The 22,905-nt window shown below is 57.8% G+C and carries 20 protein-coding genes and 1 pseudogene; 16 read left to right on the top strand and 5 right to left on the bottom strand.

What is annotated here, in order from left to right; genetic code table 11:
• Positions 1-215 precede the first annotated feature (215 nt).
• Positions 216-1,823 (top strand): L-aspartate oxidase, encoded by a 1,608-nt coding sequence (gene nadB / locus ERD80_RS06270; protein ID WP_031279369.1) that lies wholly within the window; start codon positions 216-218, stop codon positions 1,821-1,823.
• Here the strand turns inward: nadB and ERD80_RS06265 are convergent.
• Positions 1,820-2,569, bottom strand: coding sequence for a tRNA1(Val) (adenine(37)-N6)-methyltransferase (locus ERD80_RS06265; protein ID WP_136546238.1), 750 nt, complete (start codon positions 2,567-2,569; stop codon positions 1,820-1,822). The genes nadB and ERD80_RS06265 overlap by 4 nt on opposite strands.
• A gap of 137 nt (positions 2,570-2,706) precedes the next feature.
• Here ERD80_RS06265 and ERD80_RS22625 point away from each other — a divergent pair.
• The 13 genes and pseudogenes from ERD80_RS22625 to ERD80_RS06200 all read left to right on the top strand — a co-directional run.
• A pseudogene (locus ERD80_RS22625) lies at positions 2,707-3,264 on the top strand (DEAD/DEAH box helicase); the annotation flags it as partial.
• A gap of 682 nt (positions 3,265-3,946) precedes the next feature.
• On the top strand, positions 3,947-4,870 hold the full coding sequence (panS, locus tag ERD80_RS06255) for a ketopantoate/pantoate/pantothenate transporter PanS (RefSeq protein WP_021508027.1): 924 nt from the start codon (positions 3,947-3,949) through the stop codon (positions 4,868-4,870).
• 433 nt (positions 4,871-5,303) lie between these two features.
• A complete protein-coding gene (gene glmU, locus ERD80_RS06250; protein WP_104189482.1) occupies positions 5,304-6,674 on the top strand; it encodes a bifunctional UDP-N-acetylglucosamine diphosphorylase/glucosamine-1-phosphate N-acetyltransferase GlmU in 1,371 nt (456 codons plus the stop codon).
• 180 nt (positions 6,675-6,854) lie between these two features.
• Positions 6,855-8,684 (top strand): glutamine--fructose-6-phosphate transaminase (isomerizing), encoded by a 1,830-nt coding sequence (gene glmS, locus ERD80_RS06245; RefSeq protein WP_021506932.1) that lies wholly within the window; start codon positions 6,855-6,857, stop codon positions 8,682-8,684.
• A gap of 234 nt (positions 8,685-8,918) precedes the next feature.
• Complete coding sequence (locus ERD80_RS06240) at positions 8,919-9,401, top strand: fimbrial protein (RefSeq protein ID WP_136546236.1); 483 nt, start codon at positions 8,919-8,921, stop codon at positions 9,399-9,401.
• Complete coding sequence (locus ERD80_RS06235) at positions 9,402-9,893, top strand: fimbrial protein (RefSeq protein ID WP_072209746.1); 492 nt, start codon at positions 9,402-9,404, stop codon at positions 9,891-9,893. It begins immediately after the preceding gene.
• A gap of 35 nt (positions 9,894-9,928) precedes the next feature.
• Positions 9,929-10,738 carry a hypothetical protein gene (locus ERD80_RS06230; protein ID WP_136546234.1) on the top strand — a complete coding sequence of 270 codons (810 nt, stop codon included), beginning with the start codon at positions 9,929-9,931 and terminating at the stop codon, positions 10,736-10,738.
• 143 nt (positions 10,739-10,881) lie between these two features.
• Entirely contained in the window at positions 10,882-11,925 is a 1,044-nt protein-coding gene (gene pstS / locus ERD80_RS06225) for a phosphate ABC transporter substrate-binding protein PstS (protein WP_021506928.1), read from the top strand.
• An 86-nt stretch (positions 11,926-12,011) separates the two neighbouring features.
• The gene (gene pstC, locus ERD80_RS06220) at positions 12,012-12,974 is read left to right on the top strand and encodes a phosphate ABC transporter permease PstC (protein ID WP_136546232.1); all 963 of its coding nucleotides are present in this window, start codon (positions 12,012-12,014) and stop codon (positions 12,972-12,974) included.
• On the top strand, positions 12,971-13,858 hold the full coding sequence (pstA, locus tag ERD80_RS06215; RefSeq protein WP_021506926.1) for a phosphate ABC transporter permease PstA: 888 nt from the start codon (positions 12,971-12,973) through the stop codon (positions 13,856-13,858). The genes pstC and pstA overlap by 4 nt, the downstream gene beginning before the upstream one ends.
• 44 nt (positions 13,859-13,902) lie before the next feature.
• Positions 13,903-14,676: a phosphate ABC transporter ATP-binding protein PstB gene (gene pstB, locus ERD80_RS06210; RefSeq protein WP_021506925.1), complete on the top strand. Its 774-nt coding sequence runs from the start codon at positions 13,903-13,905 to the stop codon at positions 14,674-14,676.
• Positions 14,677-14,690: 14 nt separating this feature from the next.
• On the top strand, positions 14,691-15,425 hold the full coding sequence (gene phoU, locus ERD80_RS06205) for a phosphate signaling complex protein PhoU (protein ID WP_021506924.1): 735 nt from the start codon (positions 14,691-14,693) through the stop codon (positions 15,423-15,425).
• 119 nt (positions 15,426-15,544) lie between these two features.
• Complete coding sequence (locus ERD80_RS06200) at positions 15,545-16,783, top strand: MFS transporter (protein WP_136546230.1); 1,239 nt, start codon at positions 15,545-15,547, stop codon at positions 16,781-16,783.
• Positions 16,784-16,933: 150 nt separating this feature from the next.
• Here the strand turns inward: ERD80_RS06200 and yieH are convergent, their stop codons facing one another.
• Positions 16,934-17,596 (bottom strand): 6-phosphogluconate phosphatase, encoded by a 663-nt coding sequence (gene yieH / locus ERD80_RS06195; protein WP_136546228.1) that lies wholly within the window; start codon positions 17,594-17,596, stop codon positions 16,934-16,936.
• Between the two features lie 151 nt (positions 17,597-17,747).
• Here yieH and ERD80_RS06190 point away from each other — a divergent pair, with 151 nt between their 5' ends.
• On the top strand, positions 17,748-19,061 hold the full coding sequence (locus ERD80_RS06190) for an NCS2 family permease (protein ID WP_136546226.1): 1,314 nt from the start codon (positions 17,748-17,750) through the stop codon (positions 19,059-19,061).
• A 27-nt stretch (positions 19,062-19,088) separates the two neighbouring features.
• Here the strand turns inward: ERD80_RS06190 and ERD80_RS06185 are convergent, their stop codons facing one another.
• On the bottom strand, positions 19,089-19,853 hold the full coding sequence (locus tag ERD80_RS06185) for a 4'-phosphopantetheinyl transferase superfamily protein (protein WP_125310371.1): 765 nt from the start codon (positions 19,851-19,853) through the stop codon (positions 19,089-19,091).
• A gap of 293 nt (positions 19,854-20,146) precedes the next feature.
• Here ERD80_RS06185 and ERD80_RS06180 point away from each other — a divergent pair, with 293 nt between their 5' ends.
• Positions 20,147-20,656, top strand: a complete 510-nt coding sequence (locus ERD80_RS06180) for a flavin reductase family protein (protein ID WP_031279601.1) — start codon at positions 20,147-20,149, stop codon at positions 20,654-20,656.
• Positions 20,657-20,697: 41 nt separating this feature from the next.
• On the opposite strand, the gene ERD80_RS06175 is transcribed toward ERD80_RS06180, so the two are convergent.
• Positions 20,698-21,288, bottom strand: a complete 591-nt coding sequence (locus ERD80_RS06175; RefSeq protein ID WP_021506918.1) for a malonic semialdehyde reductase — start codon at positions 21,286-21,288, stop codon at positions 20,698-20,700.
• Positions 21,289-21,514: 226 nt separating this feature from the next.
• On the bottom strand, positions 21,515-22,879 hold the full coding sequence (gene mnmE, locus ERD80_RS06170) for a tRNA uridine-5-carboxymethylaminomethyl(34) synthesis GTPase MnmE (RefSeq protein ID WP_088516155.1): 1,365 nt from the start codon (positions 22,877-22,879) through the stop codon (positions 21,515-21,517).
• Positions 22,880-22,905: the final 26 nt, after the last annotated feature.

Here is a 22,905-nt window from a genome sequence, read left to right as displayed (position 1 = left end):
CCCTATGACGCCGCATTTTTCACCTTTATTCCCTGAATTTTCAGCGTGTTTGGTATAAAAAACACTAATCGCTTATTTTCAGACATAACTTACTGAAATCGCATTACAAACTGATTATTGCGTCGAATTACCCCGCGTTTTTTGTTCAAAATACTTCACACCAGCAGCGTCCGGGCTTATGCTCGGGGGACCTTTTGTTTAGTAAATTAAACATCATGAATCCCATTCCCGATCATAGCTGTGATGTACTGATTGTCGGCAGCGGCGCGGCCGGTTTATCTCTGGCGCTGCGGCTGGCACCGCACTATCAGGTAACGGTACTGAGTAAAGCGCAGATTAGCGAAGGCTCCACGCTGTATGCACAGGGCGGGATTGCGGCGGTGTTTGATGAGAACGACAGCATTGAATCGCACGTCGAAGATACGCTGATTGCCGGCGCAGGCCTGTGCGATCGCGAGACGGTGAATTTTATCGCCAGCAATGCGCGCCCGTGCGTCCAATGGCTGATCGATAACGGCGTGGCGTTTGATCGCGAGCCACAGGATAACGGCAAGGCGCGCTATCACCTGACGCGCGAAGGCGGTCACAGCCATCGCCGTATTTTACACAGCGCCGACGCCACCGGGCGCGCGGTCGAAACCACGCTGGTCAGCCAGGCGCTCAGCCATCCCAATATTCGCGTTATTGAGCGTGCCAACGCGGTGGACTTAATCCTCTCTGATAAAATTGGCCTGCCCGGAACGCGGCGCGTGGTGGGCGCGTGGATCTGGAATCGCAATCGCGAACAGGTGGAAACCTGCCGCGCCCGCAGCGTGGTGCTGGCCACCGGCGGTGCGGCGAAGGTATATCAGTACACCACTAATCCGGATGTCGCGTCCGGCGACGGCATCGCGATGGCGTGGCGCGCCGGCTGCCGGGTGGCCAATCTGGAATTCAATCAGTTTCACCCTACCTGCCTGTTTCATCCGCAGGCGCAGAACTTTTTGCTGACCGAAGCGCTGCGCGGCGAAGGTGCCTGGCTACTGCGCCCGGACGGTTCGCGCTTTATGCCGGATTTCGATGCGCGCGCCGAACTGGCACCGCGCGATATCGTGGCGCGCGCTATCGATCACGAAATGAAGCGCCTGGGCGTCGACTGCATGTATCTCGACATCAGCCATCAGCCGGCCAGCTTTGTGCGTGCCCACTTTCCGATGATCTATGACAAGCTGCTGACGTTTGGCCTCGATCTGACACAGCAGCCGATTCCGATTGTGCCGGCCGCGCATTACACCTGCGGCGGCGTGATGGTGGATCAACATGGTCGCACCGATGTCGACGGGCTGTATGCGATTGGCGAGGTCAGCTACACCGGCCTGCACGGCGCTAACCGCATGGCATCAAACTCGCTGCTGGAGTGTCTGGTTTATGGCTGGTCGGCGGCCGAAGATATTGTGCGCCGTCTGCCGCAGATGCACGCCGTCGATCACCTGCCGGCGTGGGATGAAAGCCGCGTCGACGATGCCGATGAACGGGTGGTGATTCAGCACAACTGGCATGAGCTGCGGCTGTTAATGTGGGACTACATGGGCATCGTGCGTACCACCAAGCGGCTGGAGCGCGCCCTGCGCCGCATTACGCTGCTACAGCAGGAGATAGATGAATACTATGCGCACTTTCGCCTCTCCAACAATCTGCTGGAGCTGCGCAATCTGGTACAGGTGGCAGAGCTGATGGTGCGCTGTGCGCTGGCGCGCAAAGAGAGCCGCGGGCTGCACTTCACCCGCGACTATCCGCATACGCTGCCCGAGGCACAGCCAACGGTGCTGCAGCCGGTAGCCTAGCGGAACAGATAGAAATCGGTTACCAGGCTCAGCCAGTCCGCCGAATAGCTTTTATCTTCATCACGAATGGCGAGCCGCTCCTGCACGAGTTCGCCTGCGGCAGGTGAAAAGCCCAGCACCAGCCGGTTCGGCGGTCGCTGCGCGTAAGGTGCCACATCATAGCGATAACGCAGATGCCAGCCTTCGGCACGCGCCAGTGTAATCAGGTTTTCGCCGGCATCCGCGGGCAGCACCACGCAAAACAGCCCCTCTTCTTCAATCAGCTGTGCCGCACAGCGCAGCAGGGTGGGATGATCAAGTGTTGCCGTGCTGCGCGCGGTATCGCGCTCGACGCTGGCCGAGGCCATGCCCGGCGTGAAAAACGGCGGATTACTGACAATCAGCGAGTAGCGTTTTTCTGCCTGCTCACTCCAGCTGACGATATCCTGCGCATGCACCGCGATGCGATGCGCCCACGGCGACGCGGCGACGTTCTCCTGCGCCTGCGCGGCGGCGCTGCGCTCCAGTTCGACGGCATCGAGACTGACGTCATCCGGCGTGCGCTGCGCCAGCATCAGCGCAATCAGACCGCTGCCGCAGCCGATATCCAGTATGCGCCGTACGCCTGCCACCGGTGCCCAGGCACCGAGCAGCACCCCATCGGTGCCGACCTTCATGGCACAGCGATCGTGCGCGACAAAAAATTGCTTAAACGTGAACCCATCTTTTCTTAACATCGCCCGCGCTGGCGGTTGCGGCTGAGACATGCTTAACGACCATTGAATTTGCTCCTGCCGGAAGTGTAACGTGGTCGCGAAGTGAATTCACCTTCACCTGTGCAACACAAACAGATGAAGATTGTGGCTGAACTGTCTATAATCAGCGCCCCAAACTGAGGTAGACCATGACCGTAACCACATTCTCCGAACTCGAACTCGACGAAAGCCTGCTGGAAGCCCTGCAGGATAAAGGCTTCACGCGCCCGACTGCCATTCAGGCTGAGGCCATTCCTGCCGCGCTGGAAGGCCGTGACGTTCTGGGTTCGGCACCAACCGGAACGGGGAAAACCGCAGCCTACCTGCTGCCCGCTTTACAGCACCTGCTCGATTTCCCGCGTAAAAAATCAGGGCCGCCGCGCATTCTGATCCTCACGCCGACGCGTGAACTGGCGATGCAGGTTGCCGACCAGGCGCGCGAGCTGGCCAAACATACCCATCTCGATATCGCCACCATCACCGGCGGCGTGGCCTATATGAACCACGCGGAAGTGTTCAGTGAAAATCAGGACATCGTGGTCGCGACCACCGGCCGCCTGCTGCAGTACATCAAAGAAGAGAACTTTGACTGCCGCGCGGTAGAAACGCTGATTCTGGACGAAGCCGACCGCATGCTGGACATGGGCTTTGCGCAGGATATCGAGACCATTGCCGGTGAAACGCGCTGGCGCAAACAGACGCTGCTGACGCTGCACAGCCTGAACATGCTGCACGCGCACGGCTTCCTGGCGGAAGTGTTTGCTATCCTGGCACGCCACAGTATTTCGGTTGATCTGGTTACCACCTCGGAAGTGAGCGTGGCGCTGACGCTGGATACCACCGGTTCAACCAGCACCGCCGACAGTCTGCTGACCCAGGCGCTGCTGACCGAGCTCTCATCCCTGTGCCGGGTGGAAGTGGAAGAGAATCTGGCGCTGGTGGCGATCATCGGCAACAACCTGTCGAAAGCCTGCGGCGTCGGCAAAGAGGTATTCGGCGCGCTGGAGCCGTTTAACCTGCGCATGATTTGCTACGGCGCAAGCAGCTACAACCTGTGCTTCCTGGTGCCAACGCCTGACGCGGAAGAGGTGGTGCGCGCGCTGCATAAGAATCTGTTCGAATCTTAATTGACGCGTAAGTCACCCGAAGCCGGACAATGTCCGGCTTTTTTTATCTCTGCCGTTCAGCCTGACGCTATTTCGGACAAATGCCAGCGGAATGCCCGTGTCTGCCCGGCGATCTTTAGCAGCCGATAGGCATTTTCTGTCGTCGGCCACGCTTATGATAATGAAATGTTATGATCCGGCGCAGGTCGCTGCGGGCGTTCCCCGCGCGCCGTTTCATCTGTGGCAAAAAACCAATTAAGTAAAACGCTAAGGACATTTCTTCATGCTCGCCAAACTCACCCGCCTGTTTCCGCTCTGGGCCGTACTGCTGTCCGTTGCAGCCTATTATTCGCCGTCCACCTTCCTCGGCATCGGGCCGTGGGTAACCTACCTGCTGATGCTGATCATGTTCGGCATGGGCGTGACGCTCAACATTGACGATTTCAAACGCGTGCTGGTGCGTCCGGCACCGGTGATTGCCGGCACGTTCCTGCACTATCTGGTAATGCCGCTGGCGGCCTGGGCGCTGGCGAAACTGTTCCAGATGCCGCCGGATCTGGCCGCCGGGATGATTCTGGTCGGCAGCGTGGCCAGCGGGACAGCCTCGAACGTGATGATTTATCTGGCGAAGGGCGACGTGGCGCTGTCGGTGACCATCTCGTCGGTTTCGGCGCTGGTGGGCGTGTTCGCGACGCCGCTGCTGACGCGCTTCTACGTAGATACCCACATTCAGGTCGATGTGGTGGGCATGCTGCTCAGCATCGTCAAAATCGTGGTGATCCCGATTGGGCTTGGCCTGATTATTCACCACTCCATGAACAGCGTGGTGCGCCGCGTTGAGCCGTATCTGCCGGCGTTTTCGATGGTGTGTATTCTGCTGATCATTAGCGCGGTGGTCGCCGGTAGCCAGGGCTTTATCGGCTCGGTAGGGCTGATGGTGATCGCGGCGGTGATCCTGCACAACGCCATTGGGCTGCTCGGCGGCTACTGGGGTGGCAAGCTGTTTGGCTTTGACGAATCCACCTGTCGCACGCTGGCGCTGGAAGTCGGTATGCAGAACTCCGGACTGGCGGCCACGCTGGGCAAACTGTACTTCTCACCGCTGGCCGCGCTGCCCGGCGCACTGTTCTCGGTGTGGCACAACCTGTCCGGTTCGCTGCTGGCGGGTTACTGGTCGGGTAAAACGATTGAGAAGAAGCAGAAATAACGGGGCATGCGTACCGGTGGTCATCAATGACGATCGGTTACGCACCATCGTCCTGTTGATGCCGGTGCGCATAAATGCGCACCCTACGAATAGCTATGCTAGTGGGCGCCATTCATGGCGACCAAATGTCGGTGCGCATAAATACGCACGCTGTCCAAAACCGCACAATCACCCCGTAGGGGCGCCATTCATGGCGACCAAATGTCGGTACGCATAAATGCGCATGCTGTCCAAAACCGCACAATCACCCCGTAGGGGCGCCATTTATGGCGACCGAAAATGGCGCAACGCCCTTACCTTATGCCCTCCGCGGCGACCCGTGCTGGCCACTCGCCACCACTCATCCTCTTCCGCTAATTTCGCACGGAGAAAAATGTAGTAATCTCAGGGGTAAACCTTACACTTTCGAAAGCTAAATTGAGTCAGGATAGTTATGTCGACAAGCGCAATGAGCGTGGTGATCCTCGCCGCTGGCAAAGGCACCCGCATGTATTCCGATCTGCCTAAGGTGCTGCACAGCCTGGCAGGTAAACCAATGGTGCAACACGTTATTGATGCCGCTACCGGCCTCGGCGCACAGCAGGTGCATCTGGTCTACGGCCACGGCGGTGAATTGCTGCAGGAGAAACTGGCGCATAACCCGCTGAACTGGGTGTTGCAGGCGGAACAGCTCGGCACCGGCCATGCCATGCAGCAGGCGGCACCGTTCTTCGCCGATGACGAAGATATCCTGATGCTGTACGGCGATGTCCCGCTGATCGCCCAGGAAACCCTGCAGCGTCTGCGCGACGCCAAACCCGCTGGCGGCATCGGGCTGCTCACCGTGGTGCTGGATAACCCCACCGGCTACGGACGCATCGTGCGCGAAAACGGCACCATCACCGGCATCGTGGAGCAAAAAGATGCGTCAGCCGAACAGCTGAAGATTCAGGAGATCAACACCGGCATCCTGATCGCCAACGGTGCCGACCTGAAGCGCTGGCTGGCACAGCTCAACAATCACAATGCGCAGGGCGAATTCTACATCACCGATATCATCGCCATGGCGCATCAGGAAGGCCGCGTGATCAACGCAGTGCACCCGACGCGTATCAGCGAAACCGACGGCGTGAACAATCGTCTGCAGCTATCCACTCTGGAGCGCACTTATCAACGTGAGCAGGCAGAAAAGCTGCTGCTGGCTGGCGTCATGCTGCGCGATCCGGCGCGCTTCGATCTGCGCGGTACGCTGCAGCACGGTCGTGATGTCGATATTGATACCAACGTGATCATTGAAGGCAACGTCACGCTGGGCCATCGGGTGAAAATCGGCGCTGGCTGCATCATCAAAAACAGCGTGATTGCCGATGACTGCGAAATCAGCCCTTATTCGGTGATTGAAGATGCCACGCTGGCCGCCGCCTGCACCGTCGGGCCGTTTGCGCGCCTGCGTCCGGGCAGCGAACTGGCTGAACAGGCGCACGTCGGCAACTTTGTCGAGATGAAGAAAGCGACGCTGGGTAAAGGCTCTAAGGCCGGCCATCTGTCGTATCTCGGGGATGCGGAGATTGGCGCGGGCGTGAATATCGGTGCCGGCACCATCACCTGCAACTACGACGGTGCCAACAAGTTTAAAACCATTATCGGCGACAACGTGTTTGTCGGCTCGGACACCCAACTGGTGGCTCCGGTCAGCGTGGCGGCGGGCGCCACCATCGCCGCCGGCACAACGGTGATGAAAGATGTTACCGCTGCCGATCTGGTCTATAACCGCAAAGAGCAAAATCAGAAGTCTGGCTGGCAGCGTCCGGTTAAGAAAAAATAAATGTAAGGGCCGGCAAAGATCGGCCCGGTATTAAAAACCCGACATATTCCGGTTTTCAGGCAGCTAACGCACCTGCAACCTGGAATAGGAAGGGATATCCCCCACTCTCTACAAGGCTCGGGGAACAATCAGGTCAGATGACAACGCAATGGCCGAAAGCCATGACGTCAGGAAATTACTATGTGTGGAATTGTTGGTGCAGTAGCGCAGCGTGATATCGCAGAAATTCTGCTGGAAGGGCTGCGTCGTCTTGAGTATCGCGGTTATGACTCTGCCGGTCTGGCGGTTGTCGATCGCCAGGGTCACATGACGCGGTTGCGTCGTCTGGGTAAAGTGGCCAATCTGGCGGAAGCGGCGGAGCAGCAGCCACTGATTGGCGGAACCGGCATCGCGCACACCCGCTGGGCGACGCACGGTGAGCCGTCGGAAGCCAATGCGCATCCGCACGTCTCAGAGCACATTATTATTGTGCACAACGGCATCATTGAGAACCACGAACCGCTGCGTGAACAGATGATCGCACGCGGTTACCGCTTTGCCTCCGAAACCGACACCGAAGTGGTGGCACACCTGGTGCACTGGGAGCAGAAACAGGGCGGTACGCTGCGCGAAGTGGTACTGCGGGTGATCCCGCAGCTGCGCGGGGCGTATGGCATGGTGATCATGGACAGCCGCGATCCGTCGGTGCTGGTGGCTGCGCGTTCCGGCAGCCCGCTGGTGATTGGCCGCGGCGTGGGCGAAAACTTTATCGCTTCCGATCAGCTGGCGCTGCTGCCGGTGACCCGCCGCTTTATCTACCTCGAAGAAGGGGATATTGCCGAAATTACCCGCCGCGAAGTGACGATTATTGATCGCCACGGTAACCAGGCACAGCGCGCGGAGATCGAATCCAATGCGCAGTACGATGCCGGCGATAAAGGCGTTTACCGCCATTACATGCAGAAAGAGATCTACGAACAGCCGAACGCCATCAAAAACACGCTGGCCGGCCGCTTCCATGACGGCATTGTTGATCTCAGCGAGCTGGGCGCTAATGCGGAAACGCTGCTGAGCCAGGTGGAACATATCCAGATCATCGCCTGCGGCACCTCTTACAACTCCGGCATGGTGTCGCGTTACTGGTTTGAGTCGCTGGCCAACATCCCGTGTGACGTGGAAATCGCCTCCGAATTCCGCTATCGCAAATCGGCGGTGCGTAAAAACAGCCTGCTGATCACCCTGTCGCAATCCGGTGAAACCGCCGATACGCTGGCAGCGCTGCGCCTGTCCAAAGAGCTGGGCTATCTCGGTTCGCTGGCCATCTGCAACGTGGCGGGTTCGTCACTGGTGCGTGAGTCAGATCTGGCGCTCATGACCAAAGCCGGCACCGAAATCGGCGTGGCCTCGACCAAAGCGTTCACCACCCAGCTGACGGTACTGCTGATGCTGGTGGCGAAGCTGGGGCGTCTGCACGGCATGCGCGCTGAAACAGAGCACGAGATTGTTCATGCACTGCAGGCGTTGCCGAGCCGCATTGAACAGATGCTGGCGCAGGATAAAGTGATCGAGAATCTTGCCGAAGGCTTCTCTGACAAGCATCACGCGCTGTTCCTCGGCCGTGGCGATCAGTATCCGATTGCCATGGAAGGGGCGCTGAAGCTGAAAGAGATCTCCTATATTCACGCCGAAGCCTATGCGGCGGGCGAGCTGAAGCACGGTCCGCTGGCGCTGATTGATGCCGATATGCCGGTGATTGTGGTGGCACCGAACAACGAACTGCTGGAGAAGCTGAAATCCAACATCGAAGAGGTGCGCGCGCGCGGCGGTCTGCTGTACGTGTTTGCCGACCAGGATGCCGGTTTCAGCGACAGCGAAGGCATGAAAATCATCCCGCTGCCGCACGTTGAAGAGGTGATTGCCCCAATCTTCTACACCGTGCCGCTGCAGTTGCTCTCCTACCACGTGGCGCTGATCAAAGGCACCGACGTCGACCAGCCGCGTAACCTGGCTAAGTCGGTTACGGTGGAATAAGCGTAGCCCGGTCTGGAAACAGGCCGGGTTTTTTTAACTCATTGTTGTTCCGATTAAATTAATCGTGAATTCTGTGAACGTTGTGAATTAATTTTTCCCTGATATGTGAAATCAACTTTCATAATTCGCTGGCTGTCCTTCACTTCTGTTTTGTTTAACTTTAATTTAACCTTTCAGTCATAAGCTTTCTGATGCATGTAGCAAGCCAAACTCGTTCTCTGCATGTAGGAATTTATGGCGCGTTATTTCATATTTACTTTTTTGTGTCTGGTGTTTTTATCCGATGCACTGGCATCGTCATTTAGTGTGAATATTTCCGGTAACGTGATGGTACCTTCCGACTGTAAAATAAATAATGGTATGCCGATCAGTGTTAATTTCGGCGATGTGCGCACCGATAAAATAGATGGGAAAGCGTATCAGCAACCTGTGTCATTTACGCTTTCCTGCACTAATCTTCCCTCTAATGCGCTTAAACTCCAGCTACAGGGGAATGCAGCCAGTTTTGATAGCGGTGCGTTACGCGCATCAGTTAGCGGGTTAGGTATTGCGTTTTTTAAGTCTAGCGCTGAAAGGTTAAATATTAATACCAGCTGGGTAAACTTTACTTATCCCGCGCTGCCGGTTATTACGGCCGTCCCGGTGAAAGATAACAGCAGCAGTTTAACGGGTGGAAGTTTTACTTCAGCGGCAACACTGGTAGTGGAACTGCAATAAATGAAACGTACGTGGTTAATGGCACTATTGCTGCCCGCTATGCTGAAGTATAGCGCAGTGGCTGCTTTCAGCGTGCAGGCTAACTTCAGTGGAAAACTCATCGAGCCGCCCTTATGTCAGATTAACGGCGAAAAGCCAATTATGGTGGAGTTTGGTTCAGTGGTTATTTCCCAAATCAATGGCGACAGCTACAGAAAACCTGTCTCCTGGACGTTAACCTGTAGCAATAATCCCGATAAGAGTATGCGTGTACAAATCAGTGGCACCGGAAGCGCATTTAATTCTGCTTTGCTGGCGACCAGCCAGCGTGATTTGGCGATTCAGATATTAAGCGGTAAAAATGGCGAAAACGCCCTGGCACTGAATAACTGGCTGCCGTTTACCTTTCCTGCGCTGCCCGTCATTCAGGTGGTACCGGTGAAAAAAAACGCCGCGGTGTTAACCAGTGGTGACTTTTCTGCTTTTGCTGCGCTGGTGGTTGAGTACCAGTAGATGATCGGCGTTGACGCAACCACAGGATTAGACCAATGCTAACAGGGCTTGTTTTCCGCTATCTGGCTTTTTTCGCTGGCCTGCTGCTGTTCTTTTCAGCGCAAGCGATGGAAGCCCCGCGCGTAGATGGCATTCGCTGGGTCAACGCAAGCCAGGTTGAAATTACCTGGTCAGTGGTGGATGTCGGTATGATATCCGGCTATGCCCGCTGTAACTCTTCAGAGAGAACCTGCGCAGCAGGCATCGGTGTCAGCGCCTGGTTTATCGGGCATGGCACCGTATTCAGCGCTGCGGGCGGGCCGCAAATTTACGTCGATCAGGGCGAGAGCCTGGCCTCGGTGGCTGAACGTTTTATCCGTTTTAATGGTCGGGGTGGCAAGTTTCTGCGTAACTCAGATACCCGTTATTACAGTTCATACTGCGGCAGCTTTGTGACAGCCTCCGCGACCGTAACTGACTATTCCGGAATGGTTGCGCCCTGGGCACCTTGCGTCAACATTCCGGTGGTGCCGGTATCCTGTTCGGTAAGCGGAGCCGTGCTGAATATTAATCATGGTACGCTGGCCCCGGCCGCCGTTAATGGCGCCAAAGCCGGCGTTAACTTCTCGCTTTTCTGCAACCGTGATGTGAATATCAGTTTTGCGCTTGCCGGTGGGATCAATATCCTCAAACTGAGCAACAACATCAGTACGCTGTTATCACTGGCTGACGGGAGCCTGAATAAACCGCAATTAGTGCGGGCTAACGTGACGACGCCGTTCACGCTGATTTCGACGCTCTCCTCAACAACCCCCAGTCCCGGTAACTTTACCGGCAGCACGGTGGTTTTCATTAATTACCTCTGATTTGCCAGCCGACCCGGTTGTCATATAACTGTCACAATTCGTACATTTCACTGTCATCAAACTGTCCTATTTTGCCTCCAGCAGCAATCACTGACTCTTACTAAAACGGCGTCAAGCCTGATTTTTAATCCCCTGGAGGGAACATGACACTGATGCGTAGCACCGTAGCCCGAATTCTCGCCGCCACCTTCGCAGTAAGCGCGGTTTCTGCTTTTGCAGCCACCGACCTGACAGGCGCAGGCGGGACGTTCCCGGCACCGGTTTATGCCAAGTGGGCAGCAGAGTATCAGCAAGCCACCGGTAGCAAAATCAACTATCAGGGTATTGGTTCCTCGGGTGGCGTGAAGCAAATCATTGCCAAAACCGTGGATTTCGGTGCGTCCGATGCGCCGATGAAAGAAGAAGATCTGCAGAAAAATGGCCTGTTTCAGTTCCCGACGGTGATCGGTGGCGTGGTGCTGGCGGTGAACATTCCCGGCGTTAAATCCGGTGAGCTGACGCTCGACGGTAAAACGGTCGGCGACATCTATCTCGGCACCATCAAAAAGTGGAACGATCCGGCGATCACCAAACTGAACCCGGGCGTGAAGCTGCCAGACACCAACATCAACGTGGTGCGCCGCGCGGATGGTTCCGGCACCTCTTTCGTCTTCACCAGCTACCTGTCTAAAGTGAACGAGACCTGGAACAGCAAAATCGGTAAAGGCAACACCGTCAACTGGCCAACCGGTCTGGGCGGTAAAGGTAACGACGGCGTGGCCGCGTTTGTACAGCGTCTGCCAGGCTCGATTGGCTACGTAGAGTACGCCTACGCCAAACAGAACAACCTGACTTACACCAAACTGGTTGATGCCGATGGCAAGCCAGTGGCACCGAGCGAAGCCAGCTTTGCGAACGCCGCTAAAGGCGCTGACTGGAGCAAATCCTTTGCCCAGGATCTGACCTTCCAGAAAGGCAACGACGCATGGCCGATCACCTCAACCACCTTCATCCTGATCTACAAAGAGCAGGCGAATGCGGAGAAGGGCAGTGAAGTGCTGAAGTTCTTTGACTGGGCGTACAAAGGCGGCAGCAAAACCGCTACGGCGCTGGATTACGCAGCGCTGCCAGAGAGCGTAGCGAATCAGATTCGTGCTGCCTGGAAAGCCAACATCAAAGACAGTTCCGGTAAAGCGCTGTACCAGTAAGTGTATGACCCGGCCAGCGCCCGCGCTGGCCAGCCTGATGGGCGGCCTCGTTGCCGCCCTGATTACCCTCTGAGATCGAGAATTCTATGGCTGCCACTAAGCCGACGTTTAAAGCACCGGGCAAGCAAGGCGACATGATATTCGGCGCGCTGGTGAAGCTCTCCGCGCTGATCGTGTTACTGCTGCTGGGTGGCATTATCGTCTCCCTGATTTTCTCCTCCTGGCCGAGCATACAGAAATTTGGCTTCTCCTTTCTGTGGAGCAAAACCTGGGATGCGCCAAACGAAGAATTTGGTGCGCTGGTGCCGATTTACGGCACCCTCGTAACCTCACTGATTGCCTTAATCATCGCGGTGCCGGTGAGTTTCGGTATTGCCCTGTTTCTGACCGAGCTGGCACCAAACTGGCTGCGCCGTCCGCTGGGTACCGCGATTGAGCTGCTGGCGGCCATTCCCAGCATTGTGTATGGCATGTGGGGCCTGTTTATCTTTGCTCCGCTGTTCGCGGAGTATTTCCAGACGCCGGTTGGCGAGGTGCTGGCAAATATCCCGATCGTCGGCGCGCTGTTCTCCGGTCCGGCCTTCGGCATCGGTATTCTGGCGGCGGGCGTGATCCTCGCCATCATGATTATCCCTTACATCGCCTCGGTGATGCGCGATGTGTTCGAACAGACGCCGGTGATGATGAAAGAGTCTGCCTACGGCATCGGCTGCACCACCTGGGAAGTGATCTGGCGCATCGTGCTGCCGTTCACCAAAAACGGCGTGATCGGCGGCGTGATGCTGGGTCTCGGCCGCGCGCTGGGCGAAACCATGGCGGTCACCTTTATCATCGGTAATACCTACCAGCTGGACAGCGCATCGCTGTTTATGCCCGGCAACAGTATCACCTCAGCGCTGGCGAACGAGTTCGCCGAAGCCGAATCCGGCGTGCACGTGGCGGCGTTGATGGAGCTTGGCCTGATTCTGTTCGTGATTACCTTTATCGTACTGGCGATCTCCAAACTGATGATCCTGCGTCTGGCGAAGAGTGAAGGAGCCCGTTCATGACAGCAATTGAAATGCAGGCGCGCGCCGAGCTGGAAGCCTCGCGCCGTAAAATGCAGGCGTGGCGCAGCACCAAAAACAAAATTGCCCTGACGCTCTCGCTGCTGACCATGGCGTTCGGCCTGTTCTGGCTGATCTGGATTTTGTTCACCACCGTCACGAAAGGGATCGATGGCCTGAGCTGGACGCTGTTTACCGAATCCACGCCGCCGCCCAACACCGCGGGCGGTGGTCTGGCGAACGCCCTGGCGGGCAGCGGCCTGCTGATCTTCTGGTCCACCTTCTTTGGCACGCCGCTGGGCATTCTGGCGGGTATCTACCTGGCAGAATATGGCCGCAAGCACTGGCTGGCGGAAGTGATTCGCTTCATTAACGACATCCTGCTGTCCGCGCCGTCGATTGTGGTCGGCCTGTTCGTGTACACCATCGTGGTGGCGCAGATGCAGCACTTCTCCGGCTGGGCCGGTGTGATAGCGCTGGCGCTGCTGCAGGTGCCCATCGTGATTCGTACCACCGAGAACATGCTGCGGCTGGTGCCGGACAGCATGCGTGAAGCGGCTTATGCGCTGGGCACGCCGAAGTGGAAGATGATCTCGGCTATTACGCTGAAAGCCTCGGTCTCCGGCATCATTACCGGTGTGCTGCTGGCGATTGCGCGCATTGCCGGTGAAACCGCACCGCTGCTGTTCACCGCGCTGTCGAACCAGTTCTGGAGCACCGACATGATGCAGCCGCTGGCCAACCTGCCGGTGACCATCTTCAAATTCGCCATGAGCCCGTTTGCCGAATGGCAGAGCCTGGCGTGGGCCGGTGTGCTGATTATTACGTTGTGCGTGCTGCTGCTGAACATCGTGGCGCGCGTGATTTTCGCCAAAGGCAAACACTAATTTTCCGGCGCGGCTTCGGCGGCGCTGCACATGAGAGATGAGCAATGAGTATGGCAACTCCTTCTGCCGGTAAAATTCAGGTGCGCAATCTGAACTTCCACTACGGTAAGTTCCACGCGCTGAAGAACATTAATCTGGATATCGCCAAAAACCAGGTGACGGCGTTTATCGGTCCGTCGGGCTGCGGCAAATCCACCCTGCTGCGCACCTTCAACAAAATGTACTCGCTCTATCCGGAGCAGCGTGCTGAGGGTGAAATTCTGCTGGATGGCGACAACATTCTGGCATCGCATCAGGATATCGCCCTGCTGCGCGCGCGCGTCGGCATGGTGTTCCAGAAGCCGACGCCGTTTCCGATGTCGATTTATGACAACATCGCCTTTGGCGTGCGGCTGTTTGAGAAGCTGTCGCGTGCCGATATGGACGAGCGCGTGCAGTGGGCGCTGAGCAAAGCCGCGCTGTGGAATGAAACCAAAGACAAGCTGCACCAGAGCGGTTACAGTCTCTCCGGCGGTCAGCAGCAGCGCCTGTGCATCGCGCGCGGCATCGCGATTCGCCCGGAAGTGCTGCTGCTGGATGAGCCATGTTCGGCGCTGGACCCGATCTCCACCGGACGCATCGAAGAGCTGATCACCGAGCTAAAGCAGGATTACACCGTGGTCATCGTGACCCACAACATGCAGCAGGCGGCGCGCTGTTCCGATCACACGGCGTTTATGTATCTGGGCGAGCTGATTGAGTTCAGCGACACCGACACGCTGTTTACCAAGCCTGCGCAGAAGCAGACAGAAGATTACATCACCGGTCGTTACGGCTGATTCAGGAGAGAAACATGGATAATTTAAATCTGAACAAACATATCTCCGGTCAGTTCAATGCGGAGCTGGAGCACATTCGCACCCAGGTGATGATCATGGGCGGCATGGTTGAGCAGCAGCTTACCGATGCCATCACTGCGATGCACAACCAGGATGGCGAACTGGCGCGCCGGGTGATCGACGGTGACCAGAAGGTCAACATGATGGAAGTGGAGATTGATGAAGCCTGTGTGCGCATCATCGCCAAGCGCCAGCCTACCGCCAGCGACCTGCGTCTGGTGATGGCGATCATCAAAACCATTTCAGAGCTGGAACGCATCGGCGACGTGGCGGAGAAGATCAGCCGTACCGCGCTGGAGAAGTTCGGTCAGCAGCACCTGCCGCTGCTGGTGAGCCTTGAGTCGCTCGGTCATCACACCGTGCAGATGCTGCACGACGTGCTGGATGCCTTCGCGCGCATGGATCTCAACGAAGCCATCAAGATCTACCGCGAAGACAAAAAGGTGGATAAAGAGTACGAAGGTATCGTGCGCCAGCTGATGACCTACATGATGGAAGATCCGCGCACTATTCCCAGCGTGCTCACCGCGCTGTTCTGCGCGCGCGCCATCGAGCGCATCGGTGACCGCTGCCAGAACATCTGCGAAATTATCTTCTATTTCGTGAAAGGTCAGGATTTCCGTCACGTGGGCGGTGACAAGCTGGATGAACTGCTGTCGGGCGACGACGGCAGCAATAAACCCTCCTGATTGACGTGATGACTGCCTGTTAGCGCTGAGGCTGACAGGCAGTGCGCTTGATTTCTGCCTGTTCTCAACCTGCCGCTCTCTTTATACTTGGCGCACATTTTTCTGCCAGGTGCTGTTTTATGTCCTCTGCAAATAACAACAAAACCGCCGTTACGCCGGCGAAAGCAATGGTGGCTGCCGTCAGCGGCTATGCCATGGATGGATTTGATCTGCTGATTCTGGGATTTATGCTGCCGGCGATCAGCGTGTCGCTGGCGCTGGATGCGTCGCAGGCCGGTTCGCTGGTGACCTGGACGCTGATCGGCGCGGTGGTCGGCGGCATTGTGTTTGGTCATCTGAGCGATCGCTACGGCCGCATCCGCATTCTGACCGTGACGATCCTGATGTTCTCGCTGTTCACCGGGCTGTGTGCCGTGGCGCAGGGCTACTGGGATCTGCTGGCGTATCGTACGCTGGCCGGCATGGGACTGGGCGGTGAGTTTGGCATCGGCATGGCGCTGATTGCCGAAGCCTGGCCGAAGGAGAAGCGCAACCGCGCCTCGGCGTGGGTCGGTATCGGCTGGCAGCTCGGCGTATTGCTGGCGGCCTTTATCACGCCGCCGCTGCTGAGCGTGATTGGCTGGCGCGGTATGTTCCTGGTTGGCCTGCTGCCGGCACTGGTGTCGTTTGTGATTCGCCGCAGCATGGGCGAGCCGGAAGCCTTCACCCGCCATGTGGAAAAAACCCCGCAGCTCTCCTTTTCCGCGCGCATTAAACTGCTGTTTGCCGATCGCGCCACCAGCAAAGCCAGCCTCGGCATTCTGATTCTTTGTTCAGTACAGAATTTTGGCTATTACGGCCTGATGATCTGGATGCCAAGCTATCTCTCTTCCAGCTTCGGCTTCAGCCTGACCAAATCCGGCCTGTGGACGGCCGTTACGGTGGTGGGCATGACGTTCGGCATCTGGCTATTCGGTGTGCTGGCGGACCGCTTTGCGCGCTGGAAGATTTTCCTGCTGTACCAGTTTGGTGCCGTGGCGATGGTGGTGGTTTACGCCCAGCTGCGCGACCCGACGGTGATGCTGTTTACCGGTGCCATCATGGGGATGTTTGTTAACGGCATGATTGGCGGCTACGGCGCGCTGATCTCGGACACTTTCCCACCGCAGGCGCGCGCCACCGCGCAGAATGTGCTGTTCAACCTCGGCCGCGGCGTCGGCGGTTTCGGTCCGCTGGTGATCGGCATGCTGGCCACGCATATTTCGTTCACCGCTGCGATTACGCTGCTGGCGCTGATTTATCTGCTGGATATTGTCGCCACGCTGTTTCTGCTGCCAAAAAGCCAGGGCAATGAGGATTCGCTGGGCGCGATTGGGTGATTTTTTCCCCCTCACCCTAACCCTCTCCCGCAAACGGGAGAGGGAACCGTTCAGTGCGGTTTTACAAACCTGTGCTTCGCCTTAACACCCGCTCGATCAGCCCCTTCTCCCGCTGGCGGGAGAAGGCTGGGATGAGGGGGCTGCGCGCACTTACCTGACCAAATCCCAGCCACGCGCACGCCACAGCGCTGGCAGCTGCGCCATATCGTCAAAACGCGTCACCAGCGGGTGATCAATCACCGGATTGTGTGCATCGGCACAGTAATAAAACACCGGTATGCCAGCGGCGATGCCAGCCCGCGCGCCAGCCTCTGAATCATCCACCAGAATGCACTTTTCAATCGGCACCTGCATCTGTTCCGCCGCGTGATACATCAGCTCCGGATCCGGCTTCCAGTGATTAATGTCATAGCCGCTGTACAGGCGTCCGCTCAGATACGGCAGCATGCCGGTCAGCCCCAGCGAATGCTCCATCTTCTTCACCGTACCGTTCGACACCACGCACATCGGCACCTTCACGCGCTCCACCAGCGCGCAGGCGCCGGCAATCGGCTGCAAATCAAGATCAAACAGGCGCGCCACTTCCGCGCGGTAGGCGCTTTCCACCTCAGCCAGCGGCAGTGTCACCTGATGCTGGGCCGTCACATCGCGGATGATGTCGTAAAGCTTCACCCCTTTGTACTGCTCAAACATCTGCTGCAGCGAGAGTTCGATACCGTAACGGGCAAAGGTGTTGACGTAGGACTGCGTGCAGATCACTTCGCTGTCGACCAGCGTGCCATCGCAATCAAAAAAGATACATTCAACTGACATCGCGCCTCATCCTTTTAGTAAACAATAAGCTGTCACTCTAGCGCACTCAGCGCAGAAAGCGACCCCAGGCAACCGGTTGCGAAAAATCAGTGTTTTGCGGCGCTAAAGGCTATAGGATACGCGGCGATAAATTTTTCATCGGAACAGCGAAATGAACGAGCAGGGCCTTTTGCAGCGTATTTTCAGGCTGCAGGAACACGGAACCACCGCGCGCACCGAAGTGATTGCCGGTTTCACTACTTTCCTGACGATGGTGTACATCGTCTTCGTTAACCCGCAGATTCTTGGTGCCGCAGGCATGGACACCCAGGCGGTGTTTGTTACCACCTGCGTGATTGCTGCGTTCGGCAGCATCCTGATGGGGCTGGTGGCCAATCTGCCGGTGGCGCTGGCACCGGCCATGGGCCTCAACGCCTTCTTTGCCTTTGTGGTGGTGGGTGCGATGGGCTACTCGTGGCAGGTTGGCATGGGCGCAATCTTCTGGGGCGCGCTGGGGCTGCTGATCCTGACGCTGCTGCGCGTACGCTACTGGATGATCGCCAATATTCCGCTCAGCCTGCGCGTGGGCATCACCGCCGGTATCGGTCTGTTCATCGCCATGATGGGGCTGAAAAACGCCGGTATTATTGTGCCCAACGCGGACACCATCGTGACCGTCGGCAACCTGGCCTCGCACAACGTGCTGCTCGGCGCGCTCGGCTTCTTTATCATTGCGATTCTGGCGTCGCGCAACATCCACGCGGCGGTGCTGGTCTCTATCGTCGTGACCACCGCGATCGGTCTGCTGCTGGGCGACGTGAAGTTTACCGGGCTGTTCGCCGCGCCGCCGGCCATCACCTCGGTGGTCGGCCAGGTCGATATCAAAGGCGCGTTCAACGTGAGCATGGCGGGCGTGATCTTCGCCTTCATGCTGGTCAATCTGTTTGACTCATCCGGTACGCTGATTGGCGTAACTGATAAAGCGGGCCTGATCGACGAGAAGGGCACCTTTCCGCGCATGAAACAGGCGCTGTACGTGGATAGCATCAGCTCCGTCACCGGTTCGCTGATCGGCACCTCTTCGGTGACGGCGTACATCGAAAGCTCATCCGGCGTGGCGATTGGCGGCCGTACCGGCCTGATGGCGGTAGTGACCGGCATCCTGTTCCTGCTGGTGATGTTCCTGTCGCCGCTGGCTGCCATGGTGCCCGCCTATGCGGCGGCCGGCGCGCTGATTTATGTCGGCGTACTGATGACGGCTTCGCTGGCGCGCGTGCGCTGGGACGATCTCACCGAAGCGGTGCCGGCGTTTGTCACGGCGGCGATGATGCCGTTCAGCTTCTCGATCACCGAAGGTATTGCGCTCGGTTTTATCTCTTACTGCGTGATGAAACTCGGCACCGGACGCTGGCGTGAAATCAGCCCGTGCGTGGTGGTGGTGGCGCTGCTGTTTGTGCTGAAAATCGCTTTTATCGACGCGCACTAAACGCAACAGGCCGCGGGTGCGGCCTGGTTATCCGGGATGCCTGACTTCCGGCTGACTGGCAACACGCTCGCCGGGCAGGCTGGTGAGGCGCAGGGTGCGCGGACCGATGTTGGGTTTGCTCATCTCCACATCGCGCAGCGACTGCCACTGCTGCTGCGCATCAATCTCCCACAGCCGTAAACGCTCAGTGCCGGGCGACAGCGCGCAGGACCACACCAGCGTCGGCTCGGCATCACACACCGCCTGAATATCGGGATAGACGCTGGATCGCAGCCGGCCGGCCGCCGGATGCAGCCGCAGCGCATCAATACCGCTATCTGCTTCGCCGGTCAGTTTGAGGATGCTCTGGCGTAGCGTCCAGATCTGCGTCACCGCTTCCATAAAATCCTGCTGGGCGTTAATCCACGCCTTTTCACCCGATGACAGCCCCTGCGTGAGGGCATCCTGCGCCTGACGGCTATGCGCCCGGACGATTTCCATATCCAGGCCAGCGCGCCCGCCTTCTTCCGCCAGCAGCACGCCGACCATGTTACCGGCATAGGAGATACTGAAGTCAGGCAGATTAGGATCGGCAAAGCAGGGGCGACCGCTGCTGCTGGCGATCAGCGGTGGCAGGTCACGAATACCATAGACGCGCAGCATCAGCTGGGCCAGCAGCGCGCGTGCGGCAAGAAAGCGGCCGCGGCGCTTATCAGGCAGGTGCCCGGCGCTGGTCATCACATCCTGTGGAACCCGCATGGTATCTGGGGTGAGGGGCGGGTTAACCACCCAACGAACAAAATGACTAGCCATCTGTCGCTCCGTGAAAATGGTCGGATAATCATCAGGGCTATTGTAAGAATTTTCTCATGGGTTTGCATCCGGCTTACGCTGGATAGCCAGTAAATTCAGATAAGGACGAGGCGAATCTCATTGCCATGAGCTGCAATTGAATATGAGGCTTTTGCACATTGGTGTCGGATGGGGTGCCGAAGCGGCGGATGTGGTGTAGGATTTGGACAGGAAAGAGCTGCACAATGAAGTGCTTAAATTATTCACCTATCTGCCAATCGTGCGCATCGCAAACCATGCACGTCGGAGTTGTTATGTCTGTTACCTCTCTTGCTCGCCAGGAATCGATCTCGCTGGATGAATTTCGTCACGGCATGCGCCGTCTCACTGCCGGTGTCTCGCTGGTGACCACCTCATCCAGCGGAGAAAAGTTCGGGCTGATCGCCACCTCGGTCAGCTCGCTGGCAGCGGAACCGCCCAGCCTGCTGGTCTGCGTTAACCGCAGCGCATCAAGCCACGATGCCATTCTGCAGGCGGGCTACTTTGCCGTGAACGTTCTGCGCGAGCAGCACGATGACCTGTGCGCGCAATTCAGCTCGCCGACGCGCCGTGCTGAGCGTTTCCAGAGCGGTGAATGGCAAACCCTTAATACGGGCGCGCCCGTGCTGGCTGATGCCCTGGTGAGCTTCGATTGTCAGCTGGAAAAAACGGTGGAGTGGAACACCCACAGCGTGCTGCTGGCGCGTATCGTTGGTATTGCGCTGCCGGGCGAAGCGACAGCGCCGATGGTCTACTTCAACAGCGGTTTTCACTCGCTGGGCTAAGTCATGGCGCAGCGCGTCGTGCGGCTGCGCGGCTTAACGCATCAGGCAAATTTGCTGGCTTCGTCAAAGCTCAGACGCGGCAGGCGCGGATGCAGCTTGCTGGCTTCGCCATAGCCGAGGTTGATCAGTAAATTGACCTGCCAGTTATTTTCGCTAAAGAACGCGGCGTTAACTTTGGCCGGATCAAAACCGGACATCGGGCCGGCATCCAGTCCCAGCGAGCGGGCTGCCAGAATCAGATAGCCCGCCTGCAGACTGCTGTTGCGAAACGCGGTCTCTTTGGCCAAATCCGGGCTGCTGGTAAACCAGCTGCGTGCATCGCCATGCGGGAACAGTTTTGGCAGTGCTTCATAAAAGGTCGGATCCCACGCCACAATCACCGTCACCGGTGCCGCCATGGTTTTATCCACATTGCCTGAGGAGAGCGCCGGTTTCAGCTTCTCTTTACCTTCCTGAGACGTCACGAACACAAAGCGGCCCGGCGAGCAGTTGGCTGAGGTCGGCCCCAGCGCCGTCAGCGCATAGAGCTGCTTCAGCACCTCCTGCGAAATCGGTTTATCCTGCCAGTAGCTATGGGTGCGGGCTTCAGTAAACAGCGCGTTCAGCGCCACGCTGTCGAGCGGTGTACTCATGTTTCTCTCCTGTTCAGGCAACAACCTGCGCCTGATTTTTAGCATGAATAATGGATGTGGCCGCTGCGTTTACGCGGCGACCCTCAACCGTTATACGACAAAGGCGAGGGCGCGCCAAATAACAAAGATGTATGTTGGTAGCGATCCCGGTGCGCCTGAATGCGCACCCTGCAGCATCGCATGAATCCCCTGTAGGGGCGCCATTTATGGCGACCTGTGACGGCGACTATTTACCAATACAAAAGCTGGAGAAAATCCGGCCCAGCAGATCGTCGGAGGTAAACTCGCCGGTGATTTCGCTCAGCGCCTGCTGCGCCAGCCGCAGCTCTTCAGCCAGCAGTTCGCCCGCCCAGGCTCCCAGCAGCTGCTCTTTGCCCTGCTGTAAGTGAGTGGCTGCTAACTCCAGCGCCTGCAGATGGCGGCGACGCGCGAGGAAGCCGCCTTCCATATTGCCGGCGAAGCCCATGCTCTGTTTCAGGTGCTCGCGCAGCGTATCGACGCCAGCGCCGGTGCGCGCCGACAGGCGAATAAGTGAGTGGCCATTTACTTCTGTCAGGCCCAGCGTTTCACCGGTCATGTCCGCTTTATTACGTACCACGGTAATCGGCAACGCGGCTGGTAAGCGCGCCACGAAATCAGGCCAGATGGCGGCGGCTTCAGTGGCGTCAGTGGTGGTGCCATCCACCATGAACAGGACGCGATCCGCCTGCTCAATCTCCTGCCAGGCGCGTTCAATGCCGATACGTTCCACTTCGTCGCTGGCTTCACGCAAACCGGCGGTATCGATGATGTGCAGCGGCATGCCGTCGATGTGGATGTGCTCGCGCAGCACGTCACGCGTGGTGCCGGCGATATCCGTCACAATCGCCGCTTCGCGTCCGGCCAGTGCGTTGAGCAGGCTCGATTTTCCGGCGTTGGGACGACCGGCAATCACCACCTTCATCCCTTCACGCAGCAGGCTGCCCTGACGCGCTTCGGCGCGCACGCCGTTGAGATCGCCGATCACTGCATTCAGCTGCGCTTCGATTTTGCCGTCGGAAAGGAAGTCGATCTCCTCATCCGGAAAATCAATCGCTGCTTCCACATAGATGCGCAAGTGAGTAAGTGCTTCCACTAACGCATTAACGCGCAGTGAAAAGGCGCCCTGCAGCGAGTTGACGGCGGAGCGGGCGGCCTGCTCGGAGCTGGCATCAATCAGATCGGCAATCGCTTCTGCCTGCGCCAGGTCGAGCTTGTCATTCAGAAAGGCGCGTTCCGAGAACTCGCCCGGCTGCGCAATACGCACACCTGGCAGCGCCACGATGCGCTTCAGCAGCAGATCGAGAATCACCGGACCGCCGTGGCCCTGCAGTTCCAGCACATCTTCGCCGGTAAAGGAGTTCGGACCCGGGAACCACAGCGCGATGCCCTGATCCAGCACGCTGCCATCAGCATCGTTAAAGGGCAGATAGTCGGCGTAGCGTGGCTTCGGCAGCTTGCCCAGCACGGCCTGCGCCACCTCAGCGGCTTTGCCACCGGAAATACGCAGAATACCGACGCCACCACGGCCGGGAGGCGTCGCCTGGGCAACAATAGTGTCACTGTGGCTCATAAGTACCTTCTTCCAAAAAAACAGGG

Source organism: Pantoea sp. R102, assembly GCF_004916815.1.
GTDB lineage: Bacteria > Pseudomonadota > Gammaproteobacteria > Enterobacterales > Enterobacteriaceae > Pantoea > Pantoea dispersa.
Note: the sequence above shows the minus strand (reverse complement) of the source record. Positions and strands in the feature narration are given on the sequence as shown.